The organism is Gordonia gummivorans (assembly GCF_022513585.1).
Taxonomy (GTDB): domain Bacteria; phylum Actinomycetota; class Actinomycetes; order Mycobacteriales; family Mycobacteriaceae; genus Gordonia.
The window spans coordinates 155,250-171,411 of the sequence record NZ_JAKWBF010000001.1 but is presented as its reverse complement, the minus strand read 5'-3'; the positions used below and the strand labels follow the sequence as shown (position 1 = coordinate 171,411).

The window sequence follows — 16,162 nt, the reverse complement described above, 5'->3', positions numbered from 1 at the left end:
CCGTTCGACCCTGTCGTTGACCGTCGGGGCATGCGTCTTCCTGACTACTGACCTGAGGCGAGTCGCAGTTCGGGCCGGCCCAGTGCGGCCCCGATCGACTCCGCGACGTGGCGCGCATCCCGGTCGATCCCGAGGAATCGTCCCGAGCCCCAGGTGTGCATCCAGGGCAGACCGACGAAGCTGAGTCCCCGAATCTGAGTCGCGCCGCGGGTTTGCATGGGTCGGCCCGCACCGTCGAACGCGCTGGCCTCGATCCACCGGTAGTCGGGCCGGTAGCCGATGGCCCACACGATCGCGGTGATGCCGGCGGTGTCGAGGTCGAGTTCGGTTGGCTCGCTGTCGGGTTGCCACACCGGCTGGTAGCGCCCGGGTTCGGGTGCCTCGATGCAGTTGTCGTCGATGTAGCGATCGATGTCTACACAGATGGAGTTGTAGACGGTGTCGGCCTTGTCGAGCGAGTCGGTGAGGGTCGGGGCGAACTGCAACGCCGAGTCCTTGCCTCCGGCGAGATGTCCGTAGAGGTGCATGCCTTCGAGTGCGAACCGGCGAAGGTCGATGTCACGTCCGCCGTCGCGGCCGGTCACATAGTGATTGGTCTTTTCCTGCGCAGCTTTGCCGCCCGGATACTGCTGTGCCGCGATGTCATACAAGCCCATGTCGGAGAGCCACGTCATGCAGTCGCGTCCGCGGTAGGTCCGGGCAACCCGGGGCGCGTTCCCGACGGCGAGGTGTACCTCTCGACCGGCGAGGTGGAGGTCCTCGGCGATCTGGGCCCCCGACTGGCCGGTGCCGACCACGAGGACGGCCCCGTCGGGGAGTTGATCGGCGTTGCGATACTGCTCGGAGTGAATCTGTGTGACTGCGGGATTCAGCGACGCGGCGTAGGGCGGGATCACCGGGATCGGGTAGCCGCCGGTGGCCACCACCACCTGGTCACAGGTGAGCACTTGTTCGCCGGTCGGGCCGGTCATCGTGAGTTCGAAGGCGTCGCTGCCGGGTTGGCGCAGACGAGTCACGGATGTGTGCGTGCGCATCGGTGGTTCGAAGGTGGCGAGCCAGCCGTCGAGCCACTCGATCACTTCGTCGCGCGTCATGAATCCGTCCGGATCGGTTCCCGAGTATGTGTAGCCGGGCAGCCGGCAGTGCCAGTTCGGTGTGACCAGGGTGAAGTTGTCCCAGCGCTTGTCGGACCATGCGTGCATGGGGGTCTGCGACTCCACCACGAGGTGTTCGATGCCGGCCCGGCCCAGGTACCAGCTGACGGAGAGTCCGGCCTGCCCGCCGCCGATGATGACGACGGGGACGTGATGTGTTGGGGTATGAGCCGATTCGCTCATGATGGCTCCAGGTGGGTTCTGTGTTAGGTGATGGGCAGTGGCGGGTGCATGGTCACAACCTCGACCATTGATTCGGTGGGGTAGCGGACCGCAGCGGCGCGGATGTCGTCGGCGGTCGCCGCTGCGGACGTGCACGCGAAGCCGAACTTGGCGCGGACGCGTTCGGCTGCTTCGTCGAGGGCCTCGGTGGCGCGTCGGCTGAACTCGCCGACCGTATAGCTCGTCTCGGGTTGCAGGTGGTCGTGGATCACCAGGCTCGGCGAATAGCATTCCTGCACTGCGCCATCGGGCCACCGCACGGTGAACGTCATCTCAGGCATGGGCCAGACTCCGCCATCCTGCGTCGCCGGTGGCGTCGAGTTCGGTGAGGGCGCCGTAGGCGTCGGGTCGTCGGTCGCGGAGGTGGAACATGCCGGCCCGCATGGCGGTGAAGGTGCCGGCGATGTCGACCTCGGCGACGGCGAGTCCGGCATCGAGCAGGGTCGAATCCAGCACATTGCCGCCGGGATCGACGATCTTCGCGTTGCCTACGTAGCGCAGGGAACCAAACGTCCCGGCCTGATTGGACGCCACCCAGAACACCTGATTGTCCAGTGCCCGTGCCGAATCGAACAGATTGAAGCGGTACGTCCAACGGTCGTCCTGCAGGTTCTCCGCGGTGGCTGTTCGGGCCGCCGGCCATGCCGACAGGCTGGCGATGATCTCCGCACCGCCCAACGCCATCACCCGGGCCGCCTCGGGGAATGCCTTGTCGTAACAGATCTGGAGTCCGACGCGCCCGACCGGAGTGTCGAACACCCCGTAGTCCGTGCCAGACGAGTACGACATGTTCTCGCCGAGTGGCTGATGCACCTTGCGGTAACTGCCGTAGATCGTGGTTCCGTCGAGCACGGCGGCCGCGTTGTAACGCGTCTCTCCGTCCTCCGCGAGTTCGCAGAATCCGATCGCGACGACCATGTCACCGACGATCGATTGCACCCGTTGGATTTCCGGGCCGTCGAGGCGGATTGCGGGAGGTAGCGATCGCGACGTCGTCTTGACCGTGTCGCCATGGTTGCCGAGTGAGGAGAGGTAGCCGCCGATGGCCGCTTCGGGAAAGACGAGGAAGTCGACGCCGCGTTCTCGTGCTCGCGCGACGTACTCGGCGATGGTCTGGTAGTTCTGTTCGAGATCGCGGGTGAAATTCGCCGCAACCGATCCGATGACAGTCATGGTCACACCATGTACGTGGAGTTGATGATGGCGCCCTTGCGGGCGTAGTGGATGATGGCGTCCTGCACGTCTAGTGGGTGAGCGGGGATGACGCCCTCGATCAGGTCCTCCTCGCGTCCGCCGTGCAGTGCCAGGCCGAATCGGCAGCAGAACACAGTGCCGCCCTCGGAGATGAAGGTCTCCAACGAGTTGTTGATGTTCTGCTCGCCGGGGAAACCGGAGTCTCCCGTCGTCGGAAAGCCACGGGTGGCAAGACAATTGATCGCGCCCGGGCCGTAGAAGTAAATGGCCGACTCGAATCCCTTGCGGAGTGCGCGTGTTGCCTGGAGCACGGCCACGAAGGAGACCGAAGACTCGTGCGCGATGCCGTGCACGAGCGTGAAGTACGTCTCGCCGTCCTCGGCCTGGTAGTCCGGGAAGATCTTGGTTCCGCCATAGATGTTGGAGCCCTTGGGAAGTGACGGATGTGGGATCTCCGCGAGAGACGACGCGATGTTGGCGGTGATGGTCTCGTCGAACGACGGCATGGCTGCTCCTGGGAGTCACGTGCGCAGGCACGGTGGCGGGGGTCAGGCGACGCTGCCTGGAGTGATCGAGTTGGACTACGATCGTGGGTAGCGCTGCTGGCTACGAAATACAGTTCACGCCCACAGTATTTCGTGGTGGTTACGAGCGGACTAATTGAGCGGCCGATCCCGTTAACATGACCGCTGGCTCCACCGAGTCAGCGACCCACCCCCCGACGAACACTTGGCGGGTGGTCGTCGAGCCTTGGGGCGCACCAAAAGTGGGGGAAGAAGTTTCGTCCCCTATCCTTGGAGTCGTCCCCACGAAATTTCGCGGGGACGACTTGGAACTTGGGGGAAGAAGTTCTTCCCCTAGATTTTTCGGGCCGGGTGCTGGCGCACTACCCCAGTTCAGAGCGGCAGTCACCAAGCGCTCGGATCATCGACCCACCCGCTGACGTCGTCGGCGATCGTAGAGGCCAGAAGAGCCTGGTCGCCGAGCGCGAGGCATTCCGACCCACCGAACCCACCGCGATCCTGTCGGATGCCTGTGCCCCTCAACCCCACCACGTGCACTATCCACGTGGCCAGCCTCCCAGGTACAGATTTCCGCAGGTCGCCGCGGTGGTCACCCAACATTTCGAGTCAGCGCAGATAGCGCTCGACGGAGCGCTCGGGTGTCAGATCGAGACGGCGAAGCAGTTGTGCGTTGAGCGCGACCACGACCGTCGACGCCGACATGAGGATGGCACCGACGCTCATCGGGAGGACGAATCCGATCGGGGCCGCGATTCCGGCCGCGAGTGGAACCGAGATGAGGTTGTATCCGGCTGCCCACCAGAGGTTTTGCTTCATCTTCCGGTAGGATGCGCGGGAGAGTTCGATGACCGACAGCACCGATCGTGGATCGTCCGACGCGAGGATGACGCCGGCTGAGGCGATCGCTACGTCGGTTCCCGCGCCGATCGCGATCCCTACGTCGGCCGCAGCGAGCGCGGGGGCGTCATTCACGCCGTCGCCGACCATGGCGACCCGGCGTCCTTCGCTCTGCAACTCGGCGACCTTGGCAGCCTTGTCTTCCGGGCGCACACCGGCATACACGCGATCGATGTCGAGTTCGGTGGCGACCGTGGCGGCGACGGCCTCGGCGTCGCCGGTGATCATGACCACCGCAACGCCGGCGTTGTGGAGTGCCTCGACGGCCTGTCGCGATTCGGGCCGGATCTCGTCGTCGAGCCGCAGCGCTCCGATGACCGCGCCGTTGGACACGACGTGCAGGATGATTGCGCCCTCGCGGCGCCACTCGTCGGCGACACCGAGTTCGTCGGCGCGTTCCTCGTCGAGCAGGTGGGGTCCGCCGACCCGCACCCGACGACCGTCGACGGTTGCGGTGACGCCCACCGCTGGAGATGACGAGAAGTCCGACGCCGCAGTAACATCCAATCCTCGCGCGTCGGCCGCGGCGGTGATGGCCCGGCCGAGCGGGTGTTCGCTGTCGGCCTCGGCGGCCGCGGCCACGGCGAGCACGTCGTCGGCGTCGTGCCCGGGGGCGGGCTCGATTCCGGTGACGGCGGGCGCGCCGGCGGTGAGGGTTCCGGTCTTGTCGAACAACACGGCGTCGACGGTCCGCATGGTCTCCAGGGCCAGGCGATCCTTGACGAGGACGCCTCCGCGCGCGGCACGTTCGGTCGCGATGGCAATCACCAGGGGGATGGCCAATCCGAGGGCGTGCGGACAGGCGATCACCAGAACAGTGATCGCTCGGACCACCGCGTCGTCGGGCATGCCGATCGCCGTCCACACCACCGCGGTGATCAGCGCTGCGCCGAGTGCGAACCAGAACAACCAGCCTGCTGCGGTATCGGCAAGGCGTTGTGCGCGGCTGGAACTCGACTGCGCATCCGTGACGAGTCGCTGGATTCCGGCCAGTGCGGTGTCGTTGCCTATTGCGGTGACGCGCACCCGAATCCCAGAGTCCGTGGCCACCGTGCCGGCCACCACGCGATCGCCGAGCCGACGGTCGACGGTCCGCGATTCGCCGGTGACCATCGATTCGTCGATCCCGGCCGAGCCTTCCACGATCACTCCGTCGGCGGGAACCGTGCCACCGGGCCGCACGATGACGACGTCATCGACCACGAGGTCGGCAGGGGTGACGGTCACGACGTCGTCGCCCTCGATCCTCTCGGCCTCGTCGGGCATCAGCGCTGCGAGCGAGTCCAGCGCCGACGTCGTCTGCGCAAGAGAGCGCATCTCGATCCAGTGCCCGAGCAGCATGATGACGACGAGTAGCGCGAGTTCCCACCAGAAGTCCAGGTCGTCGTCGAGCACGCCCAGCGTGGCTCCCCACGACGCCACGAACGCCACGGTGATGGCCAGGGCGATGAGGAGCATCATCCCGGGTTGCCGCTGCCGGATCTCACCGATTGCGCCGGTCAGGAACGGGCGACCGCCCCAGACATATATCACCGTCCCCAACAGCGGGGATACCCACGACACCCAGGTGGCATCCGGTAGGTGGTAGCCGATCAGGTGCGCGAACATCTCGCTGGCCACCACGACCGGGACGCCCAGGACCAGCATGATCCAGAAGAGTCGACGAAAGACGGCCACGTGGTCGGCGTGACCACCGTGGCCCGAGTGGTCGGTGTGGCCGGCATGGCTGCTGTGATCGCCGTGCATCATGTGATCACCGGGCATCGTGGGGTCGTGATGGGAGGTGGCCATGGCGCCACCGTATACCCTATAGGGGTATCAGCGCGACCCGCGACCGGGTTCCATGATCGTCTCCGCAAGCGCGGTCAGGCTGACGGTGAGGATCTGCTGGACTTCGCTCTTGGACAACGACTCTCGATCCAGCCATTCCCGTGCGGCGGCCCGCACCATGCCACCGTAGGCACGAATGGCGGCGGATGCCGTTGCGCGCGAGGCGTCGTCGCCGTCGAACCCGATGGCCTCGAGAACGCGCTGTGCGGCGTGGTCGTCGGCCTCGTCGAGAATGGCACGCACCTCGGGGTCGTCGCCGACGCCTTCGCCGCCGACGGCAAGCCAGGCGCGGCCGTGGGTACCGAGCACTGTCAGGAGCCAGTCGACGGACGATTGCACCCGTTGGTGCAGGGTGCCTTCCGGCAGATTGACCTCGTCGAGCTCGGGCACGAACATCATCGCCCGGACGACCTCGAGGTAGAGGTCGCGTTTGGTGCCGAAATAGTGGTTGAGCAACCCGCGGGCGACTCCGGCGTCACGTGCGACCGAAGCCATTTGCACAGCGGCATAGGGCTGTTCGCCGAATGCGCGGATCGCGGCAGCCAAGATGTCGGACCGGCGTTCATCGGGCCCGAGCCGGCGCCAACGAGGCTCCTCGGATGTGCTCACCCCTGTCATGGTGTCACACGGGGGTGCAGCGTCGGGCTCAGGTGAGCTCGCGGAGGAGCAGATGCAGCACTGCCGTCGTCGCCAGTGACCGGACGGACGCCCGATTGCCCGGGAATCGACGCGTCACGGTGACCGTGTCCCGACCGGCGATGGCGATTCCGAAGCAGACCGTACCGACCGGTTTGTCCGGACTGCCGCCGTCGGGGCCGGCGACACCGGTGGTGGAGACTGCGGTGTCGGTGTCGAGACGATGCAGCGCGCCTTCCGCCATGGCCCGGGCAACCTGCTCGCTCACCGCGCCGAACTCGGCGATCATCTCGGCAGGCACGTCCAGGAGGCCGGTCTTGACGTCGTTCGCGTACGACACCACACCACCCATGACGTAGGCCGACGACCCGGCCCGGTCGGTGAGACGCGCGGCAACCAGTCCGCCGGTGCACGACTCGGCGGTGGCCATGCGCCGACCGGTCAGCGCCGCGGCGATCAGATCTGCGAGCGTGGCGCCGTCGGTCGAGAAGATCTGCCGCTCATGAGCGTCGAGCAACACGCGCACCAGCCCGTCGTAGGACGACGCCGCCTCGGCCGGAAACCGCGTGACGATCTCGACTTCGCCGCCGCGCAGGCAGGTCGTGATCTCCAGGTCGTCGAAGCCGTCGACCTGACCCTCCGCATTGCGGAGGGTCGCGGCCAGTTCGGCTTCTCGCAGGCCGTACGCACGGATGGTCTCCTGGCGGTGCTCGCCGCGTCTCGCGATGGCGTCGGCGATCTGCGGGGTGGCCAGACCGGCCGGCCACATCGCCTGCAGCTCGGCCGGCGGCCCCGGCAGGATGAGGATCGCGGGCCGTGCGGGCTGCGCACTGATCGCCACTCCGGGCGCGGTTCCGACCGGCGCAATCGATTGTGCACCAACGGGTACCAATGCCTGTTTCCGAACGCCTGCCGCAGTCGCGACCGGGTCGGTCTGCACCCCGGAGCGGGACTGCCAGTCGCGCACACGTTCGGCGATATGCGCCTCGAGGTCCGCCTCCACACGCAGTTCCAGACCCGCAAACGACGCGACGGTGGCGACGGTGAGATCGTCGGCCGTCGGGCCCAGGCCGCCGGTGGTGACGATCAGGTCCACCCGTTGCTCGGTGAGGAACGCCAGTTGCGCGGTCAGGTCGGCAGGCCGGTCGCCGCAGATGGTGATGTGTGCGACGTCGACGCCCAGTTCGAGGAGTCGCGCGGCCACCCACGGACCGTTTCGGTCGGTCACCCGACCCGACAGAACCTCGGTACCGGTGACCACGATGCCCGCGCGCACACTCACCTCGTCGAGCCTAGTCGCCTGCTGCCGGAGGGGCGTGCGCCCGCGGGTTGTCCGCATGATCGGCCAATGCCCGGACATCGGGCAGCGTCGTCGCCGATCATGAGTGCAACCGATCTCGAAAGGTGGACGATGAACGGTCGGACGATCGCGACGTCGATGTTGGGGCAGTTCAAGCGGGCCCGGGTCGCCTACTTGAAGCTGCGGGGACAAACACCGGACACCGTCGCCGAGCAGCGCGTCGCCAGCGGCAAGACGTGGGAGGAGTTCTGCGACACGCTCAAGGCGGCGGGCGCGGCGGTCGTGTTCCCCGGGACGCCGACCGACCCGCTCACGCAGGCCGAGGGCTACCGCTACCTCAGTCGCCTCACCCGCGCCGGACTCGAGGCGTTTGTCGAGTACGCCGATCCTCGCGCACCGGTACTGCGCCGCATGGTGCACGAGACCGTGAAGATGGGTTCGGACAACCCCGACAACTTCTACATGAACGCCAATATCGACGGGACACTCGAGTACCGGATCAGCGGCACGCGAGGCACCGTCGACTACCTCGGCTTCGGTACGCAGGAAGGCAATTACGGGGAAGGCGGCCAGATGCCGACCACCGGCTATGTGGAGGCCGCCGAACTCGCCATCGCACCCGACGGCTCCTTCGAACTCATCGTCAGCGCAACCGAGCACAGCGGGAACTGGCTACCGATGACGCCGGAGACCGGACTGCTGATCGTGCGGCAGACCTTTGCCGACCGCACCACCGAGGTCCCTGCCGAAATCGAGATCGAGGTGCTCGGCGGGTCGGCCTCACCGGAGCCCCTGACCGCCGCGCAACTCGACGCCGGACTCGGGCGTGCGAGTCTGTTGGTTGCGGGTGCATCGATGCTGTTCGCCAAGTGGGCCAAGGACTTCCAGAAGTATACCAACGAGTTGCCGATGTTCGATCCGGAGCGTTCGACGAAGGCCGGCGGCGATCCGAACATCATCTACTACCACAGCTATTGGCGGCTCGGACCCGACGAGGCGCTGGTGATCGACAGCGAGATCCCCGAATGTGACGGCTGGAACTTCCAACTCGACAATCACTGGCTGGAATCGTTGGACTACCGCTATCACACGGTGCACGTGAACAAGCACACCGCGAAGTATCGGCCCGACGGCTCGGTGCGGATCATTGTCGCGCAACGGGACCCGGGACTTCCCAACTGGATCGAGACCACCGGGCATGACTGTGGCGCAATGTCATTCCGCTGGATTCGCGCCCAGAACCACCCGCAGCCGCAGACTCGGGTGGTGCGGGTCGACGACCTCGCGGGTCTCCCGTGACCGACGGATTCACCCCCTTCGTTCGGCGGCCGATCCGCCTGCTCAACCGTCTCGGCTCTTTGCTCGAGGAGCGAGGTGTCACGGTGGACCTGTCCGCCGAGACATTGCGTCGTCGTGCGGTGAAGGCCACGGGATTGCCGTGGTCGGCCGATCGTCAGACGGATCTTGCATTGGATGCGTTGTGCCGCTCGATCATCGAGGACGCCCAGCTGAGTACCTTTGGGGCGCTGGTGATCCGGGCCCGCATGCACGGCATCCTCACCACGCGCCTGCGCGTCGCGGCGCTACTCGAACGTTATCCCGACATCGCGACACTGCCCATCGAACCGCCCATCGTCATCGCCGGCCTGCAGCGCAGCGGCACGACGATGCTGCACCGGCTCATCGCCGCGGACCCGGACATGCGGGCCGTCGGCTCCTGGGAGGTGGTGCATCTGCTTCCGCGTAAGCGAGAGAAGTCGGGTCGGCCGACCGTGCGGATCGCCCAGACCAAAGCCGCGGAACTAGCGCTGCGCTACTTGAATCCGCAGTTCTTCGCGATCCATGCAGTGGAGGCCGACGGTCCCGAGGAAGACGTTCTGCTGCAGGAGTATTCGCTGCTCTCGCAGGTTCCCGAGGCTATGCTGCACGTGCCGTCGTATGCCGAGTGGCTGTCGAAGCAGGACATGCACGGTTCGTATGCCTACCTGAAGGTCCTGCTTCAGATCCTGCAGTGGCAAGACCCCCGTCGCCGCTGGGTGTTGAAGACACCTGCACACCTGGAGCACCTCGACACCCTTCTCGACGTCTTCCCGGATGCGCTGATCGTGCAGACCCATCGCGATCCGCTGCGCACCACGGCGTCGTTCTCGAGCATGCTCGCCCACGGACACTCCGTGTTCAGTGAGCACGTCGATGCGCGTGAGGTGGCGCGCCACTGGCTGACGCGTAATGCGGACATGGTGAATCGTGCGCTCGACGTACGTGAGCAGCGTCCCGAGGTCTTCCTCGATGTGCGCTACGAGGACCTGGTCGACGATCCGATGGCCCAAGTCGAACGCATCTATGCCGCAGTAGGATTCGAACTGACCGAGGAGGTGCGCGCGCGGATGGAGGAGCACCGGAAGGGGCACGCCCAGCACAGCCACGGCGTGCACAGGTACTCATCGGAGGAGTTCGGGCTGAGCGAAGGTGAGGTAAACGACGCGTACGCGCGATACCGTGCAGCGTTTGCGCTCTGAGCTTTCAGAGCGGGTAGGCGGTGGCGGTGAGTTCTTCACCCTTGGCCCACAGGCGCGCTGCGACATCGAAATCGCATGCAGCCGTCGAGCGTCCGAAGAGCACGGGCTCGCCACGCAGCGCCCAGATGCCGTCGACGCCGACGTAGCTGCCCGGCGCGATGGGCCGGGTCAGGCAGTAGAGCGTGGTCTGCGCACCGGCGTCGTTGTCGTTGGCCAGTAGCGACGCGCCGCTCTGGACGATGCGATGGGCGATACCCAGACCTGGCTTGTTGGAGATGTTCGACGCCACCCAGCCCGGCGTGGTCATCATCGCGCTGACCTCGGATCTGCTGCTGCGCAGTCGTCGATCGAGTTCGAGTCCCCAGAGCATCACGGCCAGTTTCGATCTCGCGTACGCACGGGCGGGATTCCAGCCCTTTGACGTCAGGTCGAGGTCGTCGGGGTCGAGGGTGGCGCCACGATGCGCGTCCGACGCGACCAACACGATCTGCCTCGTGATGCGGGGCAGCAGCAGGTTGGTCAACGCGAACGGGCCGAGGAAGTTGGTGCCGATGCCGAGCTCGAATCCGTCTGTGGTGGTGCGATGCTGGTGTGGGAAGACTCCGGCATTGTTGATGAGATAGTCGACGCTGCCGTCGAGCGTCTCGGTGAACTCCCGCACCGAGGCAAGGTTTGCGAGGTCGAGATGGATGACCTCGCAGTCGCCGCCGAACTCCGCCGCACGTTGCTTCCCGAGTTCGACGTTGCGCACGGCGAGTACCACGCGCACGTCCGCTTGCGCGAGGGCTCGCGCGGTGGCCATGCCGAGACCGTTGGTGGCGCCGGTGACAACGGCTCTGCGTCCGGCCAGCGCGGTGAGGTCTTCCATGCGCTCAGTGTGTCACCGTACAGTCCATCCTCGATAGGACTCGGTCAGACGCCAGTGGTGGAGTTCACCGTGACCGCCACTGGGGTCGATCCGCCATGCCCGTCGCTCACGGTGACGACAAACGTGTCCGACCAGTTGACCCCCGGTTGATTGCCCGTGTAGGTCCACGCCCCGGTCGTCTCGTCGATGACGACTGTGCCGTGCGAGGGTGCGGTGGTCACCGCGTAGATGAGGGCGTCTTCGTCGGCGTCCGACCCGGTCACGACCCCCGATCTCACCGGCGTGGTAAAGGCCTGCAGGTCGGTGGTGAAAGCGTCTGTGACGTAGAGGGTCTTCCCGTCCGGCGACACGACCAGATCGTTGGGTAGGTAGCCAGAGCTGGTCACCGCGAGGGTACTGACGCTCTCGCCGCTGACTGTATCGATGACCGCAACACTCTTGTTGCCCTGCCCGTTGACGGTGGCGACATAGAGCGATTTGCCATCAGGAGTTATCGCCGCAGCCGTTGTCTGGCGTCCGAGCGGGATCACCTTGGTAACCGCCATCGTCGCCGAGTCCAAGACATATACGGAGTTGCTCGTCCCGCCGGTGACATAGAGCGTGTCACCGTCGGGCGATATCACGATGTCGGTGATGCCGACGGAGGACAAGGCTGACGGAGTGGTTTCACCGGTCTCGATGTCTATGCGCGCCACCGTGCCCGAGTGGGCGGCGTAGATCGCGGTACCGTCGGGGCTCGGCCTGACAATGTAGGCGGCGTCACCGCTCACGTTCGGGACGGTGGAGACGGCGAGGGTCTCCGCGTCGATCACCGCCACCGACGGGCCGGCGGCGTCGCTGCCGACGTAGATCCATCGTCCGTCGGAACTCACCGCGACCGTAGTGGGTTTCTGGACCGGGATGGTGTGGGTGACCGTGCCGGAGGCGGTGTCGACGACGGACACGCTGTTGCCCCAAAAGTTCGCGACGTATGCCGTCGTGCCGTCGGGACTCAGCGCAACCGCTTGCGGGTTCTGTCCCACCGTGACCTTCGTGATGCTGCCGTTCGTGGTGTCGAGGATGACCAGGTGCCCCGTCTGGTACTCCTGGCTGGGCATATACACGTACCGCCCGTCCGGGCTTACCGCGCTGCCATTGAGCCACTCGTAATGGATTCTGCCGCCAACGGTGCCGATGGCGCCGACGGTGGTGGTCGTGCGCGTGCTGTTTTGGGACGACAGCACGGTGTAGCCGGCCGTGGGTGCGTTGTTGAAGGGATAGAGCGTGACGGGGATCGCGTGGGTGGTCGTGCCGCCGTGGCCGTCGGTGGTGGTGACGGTGATCGTGTCTGTGGCCGGGAGGCTGGGATCGCCCGCGAGTGCGTGGACGTAGTCAGGATCGGCGCCGTAGTACACGGTGATGGAACCGTCGGTGTTGTTGATGACGGTGGCGACCCCGCGTTGGGATGAGGCAGTGGTGGTGAGGTCATCGCCGTCGCCGTCGGTGCGGGTGAAGGTGTAGGAAACGCTGTTGTACGCGTTCTGGGCGTCCGTGAGCGTGAGTACCGGGGCGCTGTTGACGGGTGCGATCAGCGGGCTCAGCGTGACTGTGCTCGTGCCGCCGTGACCGTCGTCTGCGGTGACGGTGAAGGTGTCGCTGCCGAGCGGGATGCCGTCGGCGGCGAGTTGGTGGGCGTAGTCGGCATCGGGTACGTAAATGATCGCGACGGTCCCGTCCCCGTGATCGTTGATATCGATCGTGCCGTGTGCGGGCGTGGTGTGGGTGATCACGAGGTCATCGCCGTCGCCGTCGGTGCGGGCCAGGATGTAGACGCTGGTGTTGTCTGGGTAGGTTCCGCCGCTGAGCACCGCCAGCGACGGCCCCTGATTCTGGGCGGTGACCGGCACGGTGATGGTTGCTGTTGTTCCGGATGCTGGTGTGACGCTGTAGGTGTGGCGTTGACCGTCGGTGGCGGTGATGGTGAAGGTGTCGGTGGCCGGCAGGGTGGGGTCGGCGGCGAGGGCGTGGGCGTAGGTGGGGTCGGGGGTGTAGGTGTAGGTGCCGTCGGGGTTGATGGTGACGGTGCCGTGGTCGGGTGCGTCGATCAGGGTGTAGGTGAGGGTGTCGCGGTCGGGGTCGGTGGCGCCGAGGGTGCCGGTGACGGTTCCGGTTGTGGTGTCGACGGTTTGGCCGGTGGGGGCGAGGTTGGGTGCGCTGTTGAGGTAGCGGCGGTTGAGTTGTTGCCATGCGGCCCACACGAATATCAGGGCGGGTTGTGCGGGGGTGGGATTCGGGCTGGATTGGTGGGGGTTGTAGCCGAACAGGGTGAGGATGCCGGCCACGATGCGGGTGGGGGTGTTCTCGACGGGGGCGCCGTTGTCGGTGGTGGTGGCCGGTGCGGGGCCGTTGCCGGTGACCGTGCCGCCTTCGGGGGTGGCGGGTGGTGTGGTGGTCTGCAGGAGTGCGGGGGTCTCGGTGACAGTTGTCGGTGCTGCGGGTGAATGTCGTTGTGTGTCGGGGTGTTCGGCCACCTGGGTGGTGTCGGGTGTAGTGGTGGTGGCTGGTTCGTGGCGGTCGGGGGTGGGGGTGGTCTCGGTGGCGGCGGTCGGCGCGTTGTTTGCGATCGTGGGGGTGGGTTCGGGTGTGGCCGTGGCGCTGTCGGATGTGGCGGTCACCACCGCGGGCGGGGTGTCGGCGTTGTCGTCGGTCTGGTCGGTGTCGTCGGGCGTGGTGGTCGAATCGGCGTCGTTGTCGGTGTTGTCGGCCGCATCGCCGTCGGTGGTCTCGTTGTCGGAGTTCTGTCCTGCGGCGGCTGCCGGGTCCGAATCGTTGTTCGTCGAGTTCGATGAACTGGAATCATCTCGCGAGTGATCGGACTCCGATTCCGAGGACGAGTCGTCGGAGGTGTCGTCCGAGGTGGAGTTGGAGCTGTTGGACGATCCGTCGGAGGGTTCGGCGAAGGCGACGACGGGGCTGCCGCCGAGCCAGAGTGCGGCTCCGGCGCCGGTGGCCGCTGCGAGGGCTTTGATGCGATGGGTGGTGGTGCGGTGGTGCATCGCTGCGGTCCTCCTGGGAATGAGAAGGGCCGCAGCCGGATTCGTCCGGTCCAGGCTCTCCTTCTCGCCTCACCCGCAACGTTACGAATGTCGACGCGGTGAGGTAAGTCCCAGTTTGGGGCCACGGTTAGCGACGCTAACCATGAACTTTGCTCGCGCTACATCATCGAGAATGCTTGCCGGAGAACTCCTTTTCGCTTTCGATGATGCCGTCGAACTCGGCGTCCACCTTTGCGGTGTCCATCAACTCGGTGTCGAGCAGCTCGGGTGCGGACGCTGCCAGTTGCGCACTCTCCTCGAGCGACGAGCTCGTCTTGAGCGCGACTTCCTTGATGAACAGGATGGCGACCAGGCTGAGCGCGGCCATCACGCCGGCGACCAGGAAGATCCGGGCCGTGCCGTCGCCGTATGCGCCGCGGACGATGTCGGCGATCGGACTCGGCAACTCGTTGAGGTTCGACAATCCCGCATCGGACCCACCGGTTTGCGCGGGGTTGATGCCGACGGCGCGTAGGCCCGACGCGATCAGGTCGGTCACGTGGTTGGAGAGAACGGCACCCAGCACGGACACGCCCGCCGCGCCACCGAGGGAACGGAAGAACGTGACTGTCGAGGTGGCGGCACCGAGGTTGTCCGGGGTGACGTTGTTCTGCACGGCGAGGACCAGGTTCTGCATCGTCATACCCATGCCGAGCCCCAGGATGAAGAGGTATCCGCCCAGCAACACCATGTTGGTGTGCGCGTCGATCGTCGACAGGAGCCCGAAGCCCGCGGTCATCGCTGCGGCGCCGGCCACCAGGAAGCCCTTCCATCGGCCGTACCGGGTGATGAGTTGGCCCGACACGGTGGCCGACACCATCGAACCGATGATCATCGGCAGCGTGAGCAGACCGGCCGCCGTCGGTGAGTAGCCACGTGCGATCTGGAAGTACTGGCCGAGGAACACGGCACCGCCGAACAGGGCGACACCGACTGCGACGCTCGCGAGGGTGGCCAGCGCGGTGGTCCGATCGCGGAACAGGCGCAGCGGAATGATCGGGTCGGCGACGCGCGACTCGGTGATCAGTGCCGCGATGAGCAACACCACGCCCAGTGCGACCAGGCCGATCGACATCCCCGACGACCAGTCGAAGCTCTTGCCCGCCAGGGTGACCCAGATGAGCAGAGTGCTGACACCGGCAGCGATGAGCACGGCACCGAGGTAGTCGATGTGCACGCCGGCCTTGCGGACGACCGGCAGGTTCAGGGTGCGCTGGATGACCAGCAGTGCGATGACCGCAAGCGGAACGCACACGTAGAAAGTCCATCGCCAGCCCAGCCAGCTGGTGTCGACGATGACGCCGCCGATGAGCGGGCCGGCCACCGTGGCCACCGACATCACGGCCGCGATCGGACCCTGGTAGCGGCCACGCTCACGCGGGCTGAACATCGACGCGATCACGATGACGACGAGTGCCTGCAGTCCGCCCAGGCCCAGACCCTGGATGACGCGGAAGCCGATGAGCATGCCCACCGACTGGGACAGGCCGGCGAGTATCGAGCCGAGGGTGAACAGCATCAGCGACAGCTGCACGAGGAGCTTCTTGCTGATCAGATCGGAGAGTTTGCCCCAGATGGGGGTCGTCGCCGTCGACGCCAGGAGGGTCGCGGTGACCACCCAGGTGTACTGATCCTGGGTGCCGTGCAGGTCGGTGATGATGGTCGGGAGCGCGTTGGACACGATCGTCGACGAGAGAAATGCGACGAACATGCCCATGAGCAGGCCGATCAGTGCCTCGATGCGTTGCCGATGGGTCATCGGCGCACCCGAGGCCTGTTCGGCTCGCGTGGTTGTCGTGGTCAAGGTGAGACCTCCGGGTTCAGGTGGCAGGACGCCGCTGTGCGCGGAGTCGGAAAGGGGGGCGACCCGCCAGCGCGGGCGGTCGTCGGATCGGTGGCGCGTGGGGGTGAGCACGCACCGAATTAGTTGATAGCCGCAACTAT

Annotated in this window: 12 protein-coding genes; 2 read left to right on the top strand and 10 right to left on the bottom strand. The window is 66.1% G+C overall.

Annotated features, from left to right (window positions below; translation table 11 throughout):
- Positions 1–44 precede the first annotated feature (44 nt).
- The 7 genes from MKW15_RS00745 to MKW15_RS00715 form a co-directional block, all read right to left on the bottom strand.
- Positions 45–1,337, bottom strand: a complete 1,293-nt coding sequence (locus MKW15_RS00745; RefSeq protein WP_240855144.1) for an MSMEG_0569 family flavin-dependent oxidoreductase — start codon at positions 1,335–1,337, stop codon at positions 45–47.
- Positions 1,338–1,360: 23 nt separating this feature from the next.
- Positions 1,361–1,657, bottom strand: a complete 297-nt coding sequence (locus MKW15_RS00740; protein ID WP_240855142.1) for an MSMEG_0570 family nitrogen starvation response protein — start codon at positions 1,655–1,657, stop codon at positions 1,361–1,363.
- On the bottom strand, positions 1,650–2,549 hold the full coding sequence (locus tag MKW15_RS00735; protein WP_240855141.1) for a carbon-nitrogen hydrolase family protein: 900 nt from the start codon (positions 2,547–2,549) through the stop codon (positions 1,650–1,652). Before MKW15_RS00735 ends, MKW15_RS00740 begins: the two co-directional genes overlap by 8 nt.
- Before the next feature lie 2 nt (positions 2,550–2,551).
- Entirely contained in the window at positions 2,552–3,076 is a 525-nt protein-coding gene (locus tag MKW15_RS00730; protein WP_240855139.1) for an MSMEG_0572/Sll0783 family nitrogen starvation response protein, read from the bottom strand.
- 624 nt (positions 3,077–3,700) lie between these two features.
- Positions 3,701–5,740, bottom strand: a complete 2,040-nt coding sequence (locus tag MKW15_RS00725; RefSeq protein ID WP_374245931.1) for a heavy metal translocating P-type ATPase — start codon at positions 5,738–5,740, stop codon at positions 3,701–3,703.
- Positions 5,741–5,809: 69 nt separating this feature from the next.
- On the bottom strand, positions 5,810–6,439 hold the full coding sequence (locus tag MKW15_RS00720; protein WP_240855137.1) for a TetR/AcrR family transcriptional regulator: 630 nt from the start codon (positions 6,437–6,439) through the stop codon (positions 5,810–5,812).
- 28 nt (positions 6,440–6,467) lie between these two features.
- Positions 6,468–7,739: a competence/damage-inducible protein A gene (locus MKW15_RS00715; protein WP_240855135.1), complete on the bottom strand. Its 1,272-nt coding sequence runs from the start codon at positions 7,737–7,739 to the stop codon at positions 6,468–6,470.
- A gap of 129 nt (positions 7,740–7,868) precedes the next feature.
- Between MKW15_RS00715 and MKW15_RS00710 the strand changes: the two genes are divergently transcribed.
- Together MKW15_RS00710 and MKW15_RS00705 are read left to right on the top strand one after the other, a co-directional pair.
- A complete protein-coding gene (locus tag MKW15_RS00710) occupies positions 7,869–9,056 on the top strand; it encodes a hypothetical protein (protein ID WP_240855133.1) in 1,188 nt (395 codons plus the stop codon).
- Complete coding sequence (locus MKW15_RS00705) at positions 9,053–10,276, top strand: sulfotransferase family protein (RefSeq protein WP_240855131.1); 1,224 nt, start codon at positions 9,053–9,055, stop codon at positions 10,274–10,276. The genes MKW15_RS00710 and MKW15_RS00705 overlap by 4 nt, the downstream gene beginning before the upstream one ends.
- 4 nt (positions 10,277–10,280) lie before the next feature.
- Here the strand turns inward: MKW15_RS00705 and MKW15_RS00700 are convergent, their stop codons facing one another.
- The 3 genes from MKW15_RS00700 to MKW15_RS00690 all read right to left on the bottom strand — a co-directional run bounded on the left by MKW15_RS00700 (position 10,281) and on the right by MKW15_RS00690 (position 15,977).
- On the bottom strand, positions 10,281–11,144 hold the full coding sequence (locus MKW15_RS00700) for an SDR family NAD(P)-dependent oxidoreductase (RefSeq protein ID WP_240855130.1): 864 nt from the start codon (positions 11,142–11,144) through the stop codon (positions 10,281–10,283).
- 44 nt (positions 11,145–11,188) lie between these two features.
- Entirely contained in the window at positions 11,189–14,179 is a 2,991-nt protein-coding gene (locus MKW15_RS00695; RefSeq protein WP_240855128.1) for an Ig-like domain-containing protein, read from the bottom strand.
- Between the two features lie 163 nt (positions 14,180–14,342).
- Complete coding sequence (locus MKW15_RS00690; protein ID WP_240855555.1) at positions 14,343–15,977, bottom strand: MDR family MFS transporter; 1,635 nt, start codon at positions 15,975–15,977, stop codon at positions 14,343–14,345.
- Positions 15,978–16,162 lie beyond the last annotated feature (185 nt).

Bases quoted from the DNA above. Each gene is read 5' to 3' on its own strand.
- MKW15_RS00745 (WP_240855144.1), bottom strand. From the start codon at position 1,337: ATGAGCGAATCGGCTCATACCCCAACACATCACGTCCCCGTCGTCATC.
- MKW15_RS00740 (WP_240855142.1), bottom strand. From the start codon at position 1,657: ATGCCTGAGATGACGTTCACCGTGCGGTGGCCCGATGGCGCAGTGCAG.
- MKW15_RS00735 (WP_240855141.1), bottom strand. From the start codon at position 2,549: ATGACTGTCATCGGATCGGTTGCGGCGAATTTCACCCGCGATCTCGAA.
- MKW15_RS00730 (WP_240855139.1), bottom strand. From the start codon at position 3,076: ATGCCGTCGTTCGACGAGACCATCACCGCCAACATCGCGTCGTCTCTC.
- MKW15_RS00725 (WP_374245931.1), bottom strand. From the start codon at position 5,740: ATGATGCACGGCGATCACAGCAGCCATGCCGGCCACACCGACCACTCG.
- MKW15_RS00720 (WP_240855137.1), bottom strand. From the start codon at position 6,439: ATGACAGGGGTGAGCACATCCGAGGAGCCTCGTTGGCGCCGGCTCGGG.
- MKW15_RS00710 (WP_240855133.1), top strand. From the start codon at position 7,869: ATGAACGGTCGGACGATCGCGACGTCGATGTTGGGGCAGTTCAAGCGG.
- MKW15_RS00700 (WP_240855130.1), bottom strand. From the start codon at position 11,144: ATGGAAGACCTCACCGCGCTGGCCGGACGCAGAGCCGTTGTCACCGGC.
- MKW15_RS00695 (WP_240855128.1), bottom strand. From the start codon at position 14,179: ATGCACCACCGCACCACCACCCATCGCATCAAAGCCCTCGCAGCGGCC.
- MKW15_RS00690 (WP_240855555.1), bottom strand. From the start codon at position 15,977: ATGACCCATCGGCAACGCATCGAGGCACTGATCGGCCTGCTCATGGGC.